Below are 12,013 nucleotides of genomic sequence, written 5' to 3'. Positions count from 1 at the left end.
CCCGATGGGGTACAGGTTGGCCATGGCGACGCGGCGGGCGGGTGCGACGGCGGTCGTCCGGACGCGGAGCTGGCGGTTGTTCCGTGGGGTCCTGGCGATGCTGGTGTTCGCGCTGCCCGTAGTACTGCTGGGGCTGGCGGTGCGACAGCAGTTCGAGCCGTTGATCAGCGCCGATAACGCGGCCAGCCGGGCGGCCACCGGGTTCAGCGTTCGTCACGGGCTGGTGCCGGCGCTGACCGTGATCCAGCTCGTCAGCCAGCCGATCTTCGTGTACATCGTGGCGACCGCGGTGGCGGTCTGGGTCTGGACGTCCAAGAAGCTGAAGGGGCGGGCGTTGTGGGCGTTCGTCACGATGATGGTCGGCTGGGGGATCGGCGGCATCTCCAAACCCATCACGCAGCGCGCACGGCCGGTCGTCGACGGTCCGGTGCCGCACGCCCAGGGCTACTCGTTCCCCTCCGGCCATACGCTGAACATCACCTTGGCGGCCGCCGTCCTGGTCTTCCTGCTCTGGCCGCTGCTGTCCGCGACCCAACGCCGCATCGCCGTCGTCCTCGCGATCGTGGTGCCTGTGCTCGTCGGTCTGGACCGGCTTTTCATCGGTGCACACTTCCCGTCCGACATTCTCGCCGGGCACATTCTCGGTCTAGGCATTATGTTCGCTTCATGGATCGGGTTCATCGGAAAGACGGCGTCGATCTCCTCACCAGGACCGTCGCACCCGGCGTAGCCCTCGGTGGAGTCATCATCGGCATCGGGCTGGCGCTGAAGGGACCACTCGACGGGATCTCCCACGCCGAGGAGGCGGTCAACAGAGATCTCGCCGGCGATCGCACCGGAACCTGGAACACGATCACCGCGGTGTGGTCGCAGATCGGCAACACCGCGGGTGTGATCGCGGTGTGCATCGTCGTGTCGTCGCTGTTGTTGTGGCGGTCCCGGGACCTGCACCTCGCGCTCGTCGCACCGGTGGCGATCGCCATGCAGGGGCTGATCTTCCTGATCTCGGCCAAAGTCGTCGACCGCGACCGCCCGCAGGTGGAAAGGCTCGACCCGTCCCCCCCGACCGCGAGTTACCCGAGCGGACACGTCGGTGCGTCGACCGGCTTGTACTTCGCGTTCGCCCTGCTCGCGCTGGGCATCGAACGCCCCTGGCTGCGCTGGACGACGGTGGTCCTCTGCCTGGCGATGCCGTTGCTGGTGGCGTTCTCGCGGCTGTACCGCGGCATGCACCATGTCACGGACGTCGGCGCAGGCGCGCTCAACGGCGCGATCTGCGCCCTACTCGCCTACGGCTGGTACCGCACCTGCACCTCACGCCGCTAACGCCACGCGCCCCACTGGTCAGTACGACTGGCGGTACCACTTCGACCAGGCCTGTTGGATCTGTGCCGGGGCGTAGAACGTCATCGATCCGCCCTTGTCGCTCTTGACGACTCCGGTGAACGGTGTCGAGTTGCCGGTGTAGGCGATACGGGCCGCGTACAACGCGTCGGAAATGCTGTAGGTCTCCGCGAGGTAGCCATACACGCTCCCGGCCACGTCGTACCAGAAGGACCCTTCGGCACCGGATCCGTTGTAGAGCTGCGCGTCGGTCGGGGGCCGCCCGGCGAACCGCGACCGCAACGGGTTCTTTCGCATCTCGTTGAAGTTGAAAGCCATGTTGTCTGCGTCCGGATCCGGGTTGTTCCGGTAGAACGCTTCGACGAACCGGGCCACACCTTCCGCGGTCCAGGCAGGAGCCGGCTTGTCGTCGGTGTAGGACCAGATGGTGTCGCGCGCGAAGATCGTGTGCACGAATTCGTGGACGAGTACGGCTGTGTTCTCGTGCGAGCTGCGCTGGGAATGAAATACCACGCGGGCGCCGCCGATGCCGTTCGTCGTCACACCGGACACGAGTGTGCCTGGATTGCCCGGCAGCGGCTTCGCATAGCCGGCCGGGTCGGCGACCCAGCCCTTGGGCTGCGGGCCGGTGCGGAACCAGGACGCGCGGCGGGTGGAGTTGTTGGAGACGAACATGACGAACCCCGCCTGCTGCACGTCGTAGGAGTCGAACTTCTTGAACATTCGCAGGTCGTACTCGGCGGCCTTCTCGGCGTCCGCCGCGACCGAATCGGCCAAGTGCCTCTCGTCCGGATATGCCGCGATCTTCACGTGCGCTCGCTTGGCCACGTACAGCGCGCTCAGGTCCCACGGAGCGTTCATCAGCGGCTTCCACCCAGTGATCGCGACGGGTCCGGATTCGCTGTCCTGGTGGACCGTGAGCTGATACGAGGTGAGTGGGACGTAGACCTTGCCGGAATCCGGGTCGACCGGATCCAGCGTGTCATGCGTGCCCGCCCAGACTCGGACCGTGCCATTGCCGGCGGAGTTCAACGGCACGTGTGCGCTGATCGCGCTGTCGGGATAGAAGACGCCGTTGGAGAAGCCCAGCGCGGCCATGTTCTGCCACCAACGCGTGGCTGAGACCTTGGCTGATCCCGTGAATTTGGCCAGGAACGCGCTGCGGTTGGCCCGCGCGACATCTTCGGTGAGGCCCCGGAACAGCGTGTCAGTAGCTGCCGCCGTGGGCCGGCTCGCAGTTGGCTTCGAGCTGGCCTTGGTGCTCGACGAACAGCCGGTGGACGTGGCGGTGATCGCTGCGGCCAAGGCGACCGCGATTGCGATCCTGGTTCGAACGCGGCCGGATCGAGCTGTGCGAATCATGGTTCCCCAGTAAATTTCTGGCTGGACAGAGGCCTATGTTCAATCGCTTGAACATGCAGTCGGGGAGAGTAATGCGAGACGCGTGCGGTTGTCACCCGATTTAGGCGGGACAACCTTGGGCCACGGTCCTCAACCCGGACTTCCACCGGCAGCTGGCCGCCAACACAAAGAACCTCGGCCATCTCTTCGATGACCGAGGTTCTGAAGACGTCTCCTTGGTGCCCCCGGCAGGATTCGAACCTGCGACGCACGGTTTAGGAAACCGACGCTCTATCCCCTGAGCTACGGGGGCGCACGCGGGGACAGCTTAGCGGAGGTGGGGGCGGGGTCCGCGTCAGCCGGTGAGGGCGGTGACGCCGAGGTGGCCGGCGATGGAGTTGTAGCGTTCGGCGTAGAGGGTGGTGCAGCGGGAGGCGGCGCAACCCGCGCCGGCGAACGCGATGCCGCGGACGGTGGCGGAGCTGGTGCCGCGGCGGGTGTAGACGGGGCCGCCGGAGTCGCCGCCGATGATGGCGACCAGCCCGCCGCGGGTGGCGCGAATGACGTACGTCGTGCAGCCGTCGGTGTCGCAGTACTTCGCCGAAGTCGAGCGGACCGTGAGGCCGCAGAGTGACGTGCTGAAGCTGCCCGACTGGCAGACCACCGTGCCGACGCCGGGGTCGCCGCCGCCGGTGACGGTGCGGGTGTTGGCGGTGTCGCCAGGGCCGTCCGTCCAGATCTTCGCGCCGTACGCGCTGCCCGTCACCAGCGACTGGTCGTAGTCCGGGTAGTTCGTCCGGAGAGTCGTGGTGCCGTAGTAGTTGGTGCCCGACTTCCAGACCGTGCCGGCTGCGCCGCAGTGGCCTGCCGTGACCGTGCCGCGCTGACCGTTGGAACGCCGTACGACGGAGAACCCGGCGGTGCAGTTTTTCAACGCGGAGGTGATCCGGGCACCGCCCCAGTGACCGCCCTTCGGTGTGTCGCTCAGGCGGGTCGTTCGCGTGAGCGAGCCGGCGACGAGCTGTACGCCGGACAGCTCGCCGAGGCCGGCCTGGGACGCAGAGGAGGTCGTGGCCTGGTCGTACTCGACGACGACGTTCTCGGTGACTGGGTCGAGGTCGGCGGCGAACGTCGTACGGCCGGCGTCGGAGGACCAGTCGCGGGCACCGACTGCGTTCCACGCGTCGGCGATGGACTGGGCCGAGCGGCAACTGCGCTCCACCCGGACCATCTGCTTGCCCGCCGCGGGCAGGTTGCGGGTCATCGCGGACTGGTACTTCTTGGCGTCCAGGCGTGCGGAGTCGACAACGACCTTGTAGCCGGTCGTCGCCGAGCCGACCACGCCGATGACGCCCTGGCCCAGTCCGTACGGCAGGCCGGAGGTGGGACGGCCGGTCGCGTCGAGGGGCTCGAGCGAACGCACGGCGGCGGAGATGCCGTCGCCGAGCGACTCACCGAGCGGACGCGCGTCGGAGGCGGAGGTCGGTTGCAACAGCCGCTTCGCCTCGGTCGAGCTCACACTCGGTTGTGTGTGGGAGCACACCGCGGCACCCGCCACCGCGCCCGAGGAGGGGACGGTGAGGGCGACTGCGAAGAGTGAGGCTGAGCCGAGGGTGAGCAGCGGGACGGTAACAGAGAGTCGCACAAAGCTCCCAAGATCGGTGGACCGGCCACTAGATGGTCCGGTCAGAGGCTCCGTTCCGTCAAGAGGCGATCACCGTCCGCGAGCAATTGCGACTACCGTGCGCGAGCGTAACTCGCAACTTGACGCCCGTCGGCGCCGAAGAACTGGAGCGTGTCCCCGTCGATCGCGATCCGCTTCGCGGCCTTCAGTACGCCGGTGTGCGGGACGTTGTCGCAGCCCATCATGTGCTGCGGGCCGGACGTCGCCGTGAACTCACCACGCTGGCCGATGCTGTACGTCCCCTGGAGGGCGTTGCAGCCGTCCGAACCCGTCCAGGTCCCGTCCGCACGGAACACCAGCACCGGGTCATCCGGCCGGGAGGCCTTCAGTGACTTGAAGCCGGCCATCTGCAGCGGCCGCCACGTGCCGGACACGGTCTGAGCCGTCGGCGGTTGCGGTGTCGGGGTCGCTGAGGCCGGCGCCTGTCCACCGGCGACCGGCGGCTGGGCGGGCTTGCCGTTCGAGCCGGCCAGCCCGAAGCCGACGACCGCGATCCCCGCGACCGCGACGGCGGCCGCGCCGGACGCGATCCAGGTCCGCCGCTGGGCCCGGTGGGCGCCCGAGGTGGCGCGCTCGGTCAGGCCGGTGGCCTCCGGCACCGTGGCGGCGGCGCGCTCGAACGTACTTCGCAGGTCATCCTCGAGATCGGTGTTGCTCACGACAACCTCTCATCAACGCGGTCGGCCTTCTTGGACAGGCGCAGCTTGGATTCACGTAGCGAGGCGAGCGCCCGGCTCGCCGTCGCGCGCACGGAGGACGGTTTGATGCCGAGCACGTCGGCGATCGTCTGGTCGTCGAGGTCCTCGTAGTAGCGCAGGACCAGCACGACCCGCTCCCGGGCGGACAAGGTGGCAAGCGCTCGCCAGAGGTCGTCGGAGTTCGCGATGTCCGTGGCGTGATCGGGCACCGCGCCCGGTGGGTCGATCTCGGCCGTCGGGGCCTCGCCGTACGAACGCCGGCGGGTCATCGAGAGGAACTCGTTCACCAGGATGCGCCGGACGTAGTGGTGCGGGTCGTCCGCGTTCCGCACCTTCCGCCACGAGCGGAACGCCTGCATCAACGCGATCTGCGCAAGGTCCTCCGCTCGCTGGTAGTCGCCGGAGACGGTGAACCCGAGCCGCACCAGTTCCTGTCCACGGGCGGATACGTACTCCTCGAACTCCACTCGCCACTCCCTGGCTGGGCGTAAAACTCCTCACACCTATTAGACGCATCGAGCCGCCCACGTGCTGCAACCATTCGCGCACAGTTCGATCTCTACTCCAGCAGGAACTTCCGGACCGCCTCCTGCCCACGGGGATCTCGTTGCACGCTGTGTCCGCTTCCGGCGATGACGACAAGCTTGGCGTCCCGTGAGTGCTCCTGCTCCCATCTGGACCAGTCCAGTGGGCAGAACAGGTCGTTGCTCCCGTGCAGGATCAGCGTGCGCGGCAAAAGCTCCTGCGCGGTCGGGTAGGTCGACACGCGGGCTGCCGGCCAGCGCAGGCAGCCCTGGATCATCAGCTGGCTGCGGGCGGTTGCCGCGTCGTACGGGTACATCCTCTTCGGGTCCAACCGGCGTACTGCGTCGTCGAGAGCGGTCTTGCGGTTGGCCTTGCCGGACCAGGGAAAGCGCAGGTCCGAGCAGAGGGTGGCCATGTGCAGGCCGGCGGAAAGCGTGCCGTACGTGAGGCCTTTGCTGGTGGTCTGCTGGAAGAGCTGCTTCAGACCGGTGTCGTCTCCGCCGCGCGCGGCGTGCAGGATGGCTGGGATCCCTTTGAGCGTTGGGTTCACCGAGTTGAGGCTCGCGACGGACAGCGTCTCCATCAGGTCGGTCCCGCTCACACCGTGCTGCACCAACCAGGCCAGGTCCGCCACCGGATCCGTCGTACATGTGGCGTCCTGACTGCATGCGGCCTTGAGCACGCCGCCGGTCGCAGCCATCAGATCCACGCCCATAGGGTCGAAGCCCTTGTGCGGTACGACGGAATCCAGCACGAGCGCCTGCACGTGGTCCGGGTACTTCAGCCCGTATTGCGCTGCCGTGAAGCTGCCGTACGACGTACCGTCGAGCGTCAACCGGTCGACCTTGAGGGACTGGCGTAGCTGCTCGATGTCGTCGACGGTGTCCGGGGTGCCGTAGTACCCGAGGCCTGAGCTGATTCGCTGGGCGCACTCGTCGACGGCTGTCGGGGGCGGTGTCAGGAAGTCCGATCCGCCCACGGTCTCTTGGAGGGAAGGGCAATTGATGCCGTCCGGACCTGTGCCACGCTGGTCGAACATGACGAGGCGGTAGTCGCGCAGCACATCAGGATGCACATTCCGCCGGAGGCTGGACAGGAGCGGTACGCCGGGCTGTCCGGGGCCGCCGGTGAGGAGCAGGAGGAGACCGCGCGGTGCGTCCACGTTGTCGGCGGCGACGACCGCGAGATCGAGAGACGGGCCGTCCGGTCGTTGGCGGTCGAGCGGCACGTGCAGCGTCGTGCAGGTAAAGCCTGCTGCGCAGGGCTTGTTTTCCGCCGGAGCTGAGCAGGCACTGCAGGCGAGGACCAGCGCGCACAGCAGCCGGATCGTTCGCATGCATCAGGGTGCGGCAGCGCGCCGGCCGCCGCAACCTGCCTCGCGGGTCGACCTCTGGAGGGACCCGCAAGGCAGGCGCGGTTGACCCCGCTTCGGACGGCTTCGGGGTGCGCGTCCGGCGCGGGGGGTCAGCGGAGGCCGAGCGCCTTGGTCAGCTCCGGGGTCACCTGGCGCGGCGCCGGCAGGGTGCCGGGCTTGCCCTGGCCCTCCAGGGAGGTCGCCACCAGGCGGTGGCAGCCGAAGGCTTCGGCGGTGATCGAGAGCACGCCGCGGTCGTTGTCGGTGAACCGCAGCACGTAGGTCGGGCCGAGTTCCTTGGTGCAGATGCTCGGCTTCTTGGCGACGGGTTTCGCCGCGTTGACCAGGGCGAACAGGTCTGTCGCCTGCTTGCCGGTGCGCTTCGTGGTGACGGTCGCGTAGTCCTGCCCGGACGCCTTCGCGTCGTACTGGCAGATCGTCACGCTGACGGGGTGGAACAGCGAGGTCGCCGCGCCCTGGCCCCAGACCACCTTGTCGGTGGCGGTGCGGACGGCCGCGACGGTGTCGGGGCAGTCGGTGCTCGGTGTGCCGCTGGGGGTGGGCGACGGCGTGGGGGTGCCGGGGGTGGTCGGCGTATCCGTGGGCTGGGCGGCGGGCGGAGAGGTGGCGTCCTCGTTACCGCAGGCGGCGGCAACTCCGAGAACAGCCACGACGAGCGTCGCACCGATCAGGCCCCGTGTCCGTAATGCACTCACGACTCGGTCCTTCCGGGGTTGGCAAGGTCACCCATGATGCTGGAACGGAGTCACGCAGCGCGTGCCAGAACATCACGGCGGCGCGTCGTTCCGGTCACGCCGCCGGATCGTTCGGCAACCGAGGCAGACCTGTAACGTCCGCGCGCTGGTCGCGGCCATCCCCTCCCCGGAAACTCGTGCGGCTGCCGGTGTGCCGGTCTCCATCTACGATGCTGTGTCGTGGGCCGGAAGAAGAAAGCCGCGGCCGCGGCGCAGCTCGAACGTCAGGAGTGGCGGCTCGGCGTCGACTGGGCGCGGTGGCTGCTCGCGGGTAATTCTCCCCAGGCACTGACCATGTACGGTCTCGTCCTCGAGCCGGGCGAGAACGCCTACATCGAGACGAGCGCGCAGTACTCGCGGCTGTACGGCGGCAACGGCCGCTACAACGCCAGCGGCGGACTGTTCATCGGCAAGCCGGGCATGGTGCTCGGGATGATGGCCGCCACCGCCGCGGTCAACGCGAGCCGCAAGGCCGCTGCCAAGCGGGACATGCAGCAGATGTGGCGTGACGCCCAGGAACTCCCGATCGTCGCGACCAACTACCGCCTGCTCTGCCACCAGCCCGCGAAAGGCTGGATGAGCTTCTACTACAGCGCTGTGCAGGAGTTCTACCCCGATCCGGCCAATTGGACGATCACCTTCGGCTTCCAGAACGCGGTGCCGCTGCGGCTGGCTGGTCTGTCCACGCCGACGCTCTCGGTGCTTACTTCGTGGTGTGTTCTCGGGAACGAGCGCTGGCGGGGTGAACCGGGAATCGCAGGGCTGATCCAGGAAGCCCTCGGCCCGCAGCTCGGTGGTGGCTCAACTGCCGAGATCCAGGGAGAAGTGGTCCGGGGAGAGATCACACCCGGACAACCCCGGCGACTCGGTAACCTGGAACCATGACGAGCCCGTACGAAGACGACGAGCCGCTGCTGCCGGACCAGACCCGCGACGAGGACCCGCGGACCTGGGGTGACAACGACTTCGGCAGCGACGACGACGATCGCATCCTGAACGAGGTCCCCCCGCACCACGGATGACCGTGCTCCTGGTCCACGGCGGCCTGTGGGAAGCCATGGACGCAGCCACGTTCTGGGGTACGACGGGCATCACCGAGGGACTCACGTCGTACGGCCTGGACGTGCTCGCTCCGGATCGGCCGCAGCGTCCTGGTGGGTGGGACGTCGAGGTCGCGGCTCTGGGGGAACAGCTCGCGAAACGCTCCGGTCCGGTGACAATCGTTGGCGCCTCCAATGGGTGTACGGTCGCCGTCCTGCTGGCGCTGACGTTTCCTGAGCTGGTCGATCGCCTCCTCCTGGCCTGGCCCGCGACCGGTGACGATGCCGCGCTGAACGAACGCACGCGGGCCGGGATGATGACACGCGGCTGCCCGGACGACGTCGCGGACAGCCTGCTCGCCGGCGGCATCCTGCGTGGGGTGACGGACCAGGATCTGACGAAGCTGACACGTATTCGGGTGGCGGTGTTGCCTTCGGTACCGGAGAATCCGTCGCATCAGCGGAAGACGGTCGACGCCTTGCTGGGGTCGATCCGGGGGAGTCGTGAGCTGGCCGGGTGTCCCGAACCGCCGACGCCCGCCTTCCGTAACAGCCCGCCTTACCTGGATCAGCTGGTGCGAACGATCGTGGAGTTCGTCAACTGAGGGGGAAGAGCGTGGAGCTTCGGGGGTTTTCCGACGAGCACGGCGTGCAGGTCGCGAGTTGGGCAATGAACGCAGGGGAAGTGGCGTTGCTGTCCGGGCGGGTGGAGTACCCGTTCCCGGAGGATCTGCGGACGAGCTGGCGGACGGTCGAGGAGGACATCCACTCCTATCTGTTGTTCGATGGTGAGCGGCCGGTCGGCTACGGCGAGGTCTGGCTGGACGACGAGGAGGACGAGGTCGAACTGGCCCGGATCATCGTCGACCCGGCGCTCCGCGGTCGCGGGGTCGGCGGTGAGCTTGTCCGGGCATTGCTCGGGCCGGCGCTGGACGCCGGGTACTCGGAGGTGTTCATCAGGGTCCGGCCGGAGAACGCGGCGGCTGTCCGCGCCTACCACGGCAGCGGCTTCGTCGACGTCCCCGCCGCCTTGATGGAGGAGTGGAACGACGGCCAGCCGGTCCCGTACCGCTGGATGCGCTATGTCGGTGAGCAGGTGGACGCCGGCGAGCTCAGGGGCTGAGGTTTTCGCGCCCACCTGCCTGACGGCCGGCCTTACGGCTGGCGGGTGCGGAGCAGGTCGCGGATCTCGGTGAGCAGCTCCTGGTCGGTGGTCAGCGGGTCGGGCTCCGGCTCCTGCCCGCGCGCACGGCGCTCGGCCAGCTTGTTCAGCGGCATCACGATCAGGAAGTAGATCGCCGCGGCGACGAACAGGAAATTCAGTGCCGCCTGCAGGATCAGGCCGATCGAGAAGTGTGCTTTGTTGATGTCGAACGACCAGACGCCGCTGATGTCGGTCTTGCCGAAGATCGCCGCGATCAGCGGGTTGATCAGCCCGTCCACCAATGCGCCGATGATCTTGGTGAATGCTGCGCCGATGACGACGGCGACCGCGAGGTCGACGACGTTCCCGCGCATGATGAATTCCTTGAAGCCCTTGAGCATGTGGGTGCCTCCACGAAGCGGGTGGTCTGTACCCGAGAAACGTAGGGCTGCGCGCTTGCCAGAGCGAGAGACCGCGCCGTGCGGGCACGCATCGTGTCGCCACATGTTCGCTGGGTGATCAGCTCGTGTCGGGCGTCAGCGCGACCGTGATCCGTGAGTTCGTACTGGCCTGGGCCAGTCGGGAGGCGATCTCCGGCGTGGTCGCGACCACGATCAGCGCGCCGGCCGTGGCTGAACGCGGCGCCGGCAGCGCGACCACGGGGACGCTTCGGGCCAGGAGGCTCGCCGCGTCGGCGGCCGTGCTCGTTGCGGCGTAAAGATTGAGGCGGTCGCCGACCCGCAGGAGGCCACTGATGTCGGCGTCGTCGACGCGGAACGGATAGGCGAGCGAGCCGGACGGCACGGCCGGCGGCGCCAGGAATCTGGCGTCGGTGAGTGGTTCACCTGCTCTGACCGGTCCGCTCAGCAGTCGGGCGGTCAGGTCCGTGCCGGGTCTGAGCGCGCCTGCGGGCACCGCGCCCGGTGGTAGGTCGACGGTCCGGAGGTCGTCGTGCGAGGGCACGGCTCCGCCGGTCAGGTCGCGCGCGGCGGCCAGCACCGCGACCGTCGGCGGTGGCGAAGGGGACAGGGCCAGGAGGCCGAAGTAGACAGCGGCCGCGGCGGCGACGCCGGCCAGGAGCCGACGGTGCCACCGGGCAGCGCGGAGCAGATCACGAAGCAGGGAAGGGATCTTCATGCCGGAGAAGATACGAGTCTTACCGGCGTCCCTTCCGGTTATCCACAGCCGAAGATCAGCCGAAGATCAGCCGAGGATCAGGCGGCGCTCGTGCTCGAGGACGAGGAGCTGCCCGACGACGAGCTGCCGGACGACGAGCTGCCCGACGAGTCCTTCGAGGTCGACGACGACTTCGACGACTCCGACGACGAGCTGCTGGAGCTCGACGAGGACGACGACTCGGACTTGGCCGGCACCGAGCCCTTGCCGGACGAGCGGCTGTCGGTCCGGTAGAAACCGGAGCCCTTGAACACGACGCCCACGGCGTTGAAGACCTTGCGCAGGTTGCCCTCGCAGTTCGGGCACACGGTCAAAGCATCGTCCGTGAAGCTCTGGCGCACCTCGAGCGCTTCACCACAGTCGGTGCACTGGTACTGGTACGTCGGCACGGTCGGTTCCCTTCAAGCCGCTGGCACTCCTACTACCCGACTGCTAATAATGCGCCAGCGGCCCGAAGTATTCCAACTCAGCCCTGTCGGCGCACCGTGAAGTTCCAGCAGCCGGCCACCACGTTCCGCACCTGGACGGTGTCCACGGCCGGGTCCTCGAACAGTCGTTTGAGCTCAGTTTCGCTCGTCCCAGGCTCTGCGACGGTCCCGTCCAGCATCTGACCGGCGACATCGTACGGGCGCAGTACCGCCCGCCGGTCGCGATAGTCGAACGGGAAGCTGTCCGCCGCCGGGCTGGGGCAGTCCGTCACGTGCACGAACACCGGCCCCACCTCGGCGTACGGACCGCCGGCCGTCATCGGGCGGTGGGCGACCAGCGCGATCGGCTCGCCGGCGCCGGCGATCGTCAGGCAGCAGCGCAGCGGCTCGCCGCCTCCGGAGGTTCGCGAAACGACGGCGTTTCCGAAGTCGTCGTGGTTGTTGCAGCGGATCCGGTGCAGCTCGGCGGCGGGTACGCCCTCGTACCTCAACTCTGTGTTCATGTCGAGGGAACGCAGAGCAAC

Annotated in this window: 16 protein-coding genes, 1 tRNA gene and 1 pseudogene; 7 read left to right on the top strand and 11 right to left on the bottom strand. The window is 68.0% G+C overall.

Annotated features, from left to right (window positions below; all coding sequences use genetic code 11):
* Positions 1–4: 4 nt before the first annotated feature.
* Positions 5–730 carry a phosphatase PAP2 family protein gene (locus ACIA58_RS37430; protein ID WP_396408591.1) on the top strand — a complete coding sequence of 242 codons (726 nt, stop codon included), beginning with the start codon at positions 5–7 and terminating at the stop codon, positions 728–730.
* Positions 667–1,326 carry a phosphatase PAP2 family protein gene (locus ACIA58_RS37425; protein ID WP_396408590.1) on the top strand — a complete coding sequence of 220 codons (660 nt, stop codon included), beginning with the start codon at positions 667–669 and terminating at the stop codon, positions 1,324–1,326. Before ACIA58_RS37430 ends, ACIA58_RS37425 begins: the two co-directional genes overlap by 64 nt.
* Positions 1,327–1,344: 18 nt before the next feature.
* Here ACIA58_RS37425 and ACIA58_RS37420 read toward each other — a convergent pair whose 3' ends face one another.
* From ACIA58_RS37420 to ACIA58_RS37390, 7 genes are all read right to left on the bottom strand, one after another.
* Entirely contained in the window at positions 1,345–2,706 is a 1,362-nt protein-coding gene (locus ACIA58_RS37420) for a hypothetical protein (protein WP_396408589.1), read from the bottom strand.
* A 216-nt stretch (positions 2,707–2,922) separates the two neighbouring features.
* A tRNA-Arg gene (locus ACIA58_RS37415) sits at positions 2,923–2,998 on the bottom strand.
* Positions 2,999–3,040: 42 nt separating this feature from the next.
* Positions 3,041–4,204 carry a hypothetical protein gene (locus tag ACIA58_RS37410; RefSeq protein ID WP_396408588.1) on the bottom strand — a complete coding sequence of 388 codons (1,164 nt, stop codon included), beginning with the start codon at positions 4,202–4,204 and terminating at the stop codon, positions 3,041–3,043.
* A 218-nt stretch (positions 4,205–4,422) separates the two neighbouring features.
* Positions 4,423–5,028: an META domain-containing protein gene (locus tag ACIA58_RS37405; protein ID WP_396408587.1), complete on the bottom strand. Its 606-nt coding sequence runs from the start codon at positions 5,026–5,028 to the stop codon at positions 4,423–4,425.
* Positions 5,025–5,534 carry a SigE family RNA polymerase sigma factor gene (locus ACIA58_RS37400; RefSeq protein ID WP_396408586.1) on the bottom strand — a complete coding sequence of 170 codons (510 nt, stop codon included), beginning with the start codon at positions 5,532–5,534 and terminating at the stop codon, positions 5,025–5,027. The genes ACIA58_RS37405 and ACIA58_RS37400 overlap by 4 nt, the downstream gene beginning before the upstream one ends.
* Positions 5,535–5,626: 92 nt before the next feature.
* A complete protein-coding gene (locus ACIA58_RS37395; RefSeq protein ID WP_396408585.1) occupies positions 5,627–6,928 on the bottom strand; it encodes an alpha/beta hydrolase in 1,302 nt (433 codons plus the stop codon).
* 128 nt (positions 6,929–7,056) lie between these two features.
* Positions 7,057–7,662, bottom strand: a complete 606-nt coding sequence (locus tag ACIA58_RS37390; protein WP_396408584.1) for a hypothetical protein — start codon at positions 7,660–7,662, stop codon at positions 7,057–7,059.
* 219 nt (positions 7,663–7,881) lie between these two features.
* Between ACIA58_RS37390 and ACIA58_RS37385 the strand changes: the two genes are divergently transcribed.
* From ACIA58_RS37385 to ACIA58_RS37370, 4 genes are read left to right on the top strand one after another with little or no spacing between them, the layout of a single operon-like run.
* Complete coding sequence (locus tag ACIA58_RS37385; protein WP_396408583.1) at positions 7,882–8,586, top strand: hypothetical protein; 705 nt, start codon at positions 7,882–7,884, stop codon at positions 8,584–8,586.
* Entirely contained in the window at positions 8,583–8,723 is a 141-nt protein-coding gene (locus tag ACIA58_RS37380) for a hypothetical protein (RefSeq protein ID WP_396408582.1), read from the top strand. The genes ACIA58_RS37385 and ACIA58_RS37380 overlap by 4 nt, the downstream gene beginning before the upstream one ends.
* The gene (locus ACIA58_RS37375; protein WP_396408581.1) at positions 8,720–9,346 is read left to right on the top strand and encodes a hypothetical protein; all 627 of its coding nucleotides are present in this window, start codon (positions 8,720–8,722) and stop codon (positions 9,344–9,346) included. Before ACIA58_RS37380 ends, ACIA58_RS37375 begins: the two co-directional genes overlap by 4 nt.
* Before the next feature lie 11 nt (positions 9,347–9,357).
* Positions 9,358–9,864 (top strand): GNAT family N-acetyltransferase, encoded by a 507-nt coding sequence (locus ACIA58_RS37370; RefSeq protein WP_396408580.1) that lies wholly within the window; start codon positions 9,358–9,360, stop codon positions 9,862–9,864.
* 32 nt (positions 9,865–9,896) lie between these two features.
* Here the strand turns inward: ACIA58_RS37370 and mscL are convergent, their stop codons facing one another.
* Positions 9,897–10,286: a large conductance mechanosensitive channel protein MscL gene (gene mscL, locus ACIA58_RS37365; protein WP_396408579.1), complete on the bottom strand. Its 390-nt coding sequence runs from the start codon at positions 10,284–10,286 to the stop codon at positions 9,897–9,899.
* Positions 10,287–10,404: 118 nt separating this feature from the next.
* On the bottom strand, positions 10,405–11,022 hold the full coding sequence (locus tag ACIA58_RS37360) for a hypothetical protein (RefSeq protein WP_396408578.1): 618 nt from the start codon (positions 11,020–11,022) through the stop codon (positions 10,405–10,407).
* A gap of 90 nt (positions 11,023–11,112) precedes the next feature.
* Between ACIA58_RS37360 and ACIA58_RS37355 the strand changes: the two genes are divergently transcribed.
* A complete protein-coding gene (locus ACIA58_RS37355; protein WP_396408721.1) occupies positions 11,113–11,295 on the top strand; it encodes a hypothetical protein in 183 nt (60 codons plus the stop codon).
* Between the two features lie 62 nt (positions 11,296–11,357).
* Here the strand turns inward: ACIA58_RS37355 and ACIA58_RS37350 are convergent.
* Together ACIA58_RS37350 and ACIA58_RS37345 are read right to left on the bottom strand one after the other, a co-directional pair.
* A pseudogene (locus ACIA58_RS37350) lies at positions 11,358–11,402 on the bottom strand (FmdB family transcriptional regulator); the annotation flags it as partial.
* Between the two features lie 125 nt (positions 11,403–11,527).
* Entirely contained in the window at positions 11,528–11,992 is a 465-nt protein-coding gene (locus ACIA58_RS37345) for a DUF1203 domain-containing protein (protein ID WP_396408577.1), read from the bottom strand.
* Between the last annotated feature and the right edge of the window lie 21 nt (positions 11,993–12,013).

The sequence above is a fragment of the Kribbella sp. NPDC051586 genome, from assembly GCF_044453965.1.
Taxonomy (GTDB): domain Bacteria; phylum Actinomycetota; class Actinomycetes; order Propionibacteriales; family Kribbellaceae; genus Kribbella.
The sequence above is the reverse complement of the archived record's forward strand: the minus strand, read 5'-3'. Positions and strand labels throughout refer to the sequence as shown.

Excerpts from the sequence above, each read along its gene's own strand:
- ACIA58_RS37345 (WP_396408577.1), bottom strand. The coding sequence starts at position 11,992 with ATGAACACAGAGTTGAGGTACGAGGGCGTACCCGCCGCCGAGCTGCAC.
- ACIA58_RS37360 (WP_396408578.1), bottom strand. The coding sequence starts at position 11,022 with ATGAAGATCCCTTCCCTGCTTCGTGATCTGCTCCGCGCTGCCCGGTGG.
- ACIA58_RS37380 (WP_396408582.1), top strand. The coding sequence starts at position 8,583 with ATGACGAGCCCGTACGAAGACGACGAGCCGCTGCTGCCGGACCAGACC.
- ACIA58_RS37375 (WP_396408581.1), top strand. The coding sequence starts at position 8,720 with ATGACCGTGCTCCTGGTCCACGGCGGCCTGTGGGAAGCCATGGACGCA.
- ACIA58_RS37420 (WP_396408589.1), bottom strand. The coding sequence starts at position 2,706 with ATGATTCGCACAGCTCGATCCGGCCGCGTTCGAACCAGGATCGCAATC.
- mscL (WP_396408579.1), bottom strand. The coding sequence starts at position 10,286 with ATGCTCAAGGGCTTCAAGGAATTCATCATGCGCGGGAACGTCGTCGAC.
- ACIA58_RS37425 (WP_396408590.1), top strand. The coding sequence starts at position 667 with ATGGATCGGGTTCATCGGAAAGACGGCGTCGATCTCCTCACCAGGACC.
- ACIA58_RS37430 (WP_396408591.1), top strand. The coding sequence starts at position 5 with ATGGGGTACAGGTTGGCCATGGCGACGCGGCGGGCGGGTGCGACGGCG.
- ACIA58_RS37395 (WP_396408585.1), bottom strand. The coding sequence starts at position 6,928 with ATGCGAACGATCCGGCTGCTGTGCGCGCTGGTCCTCGCCTGCAGTGCC.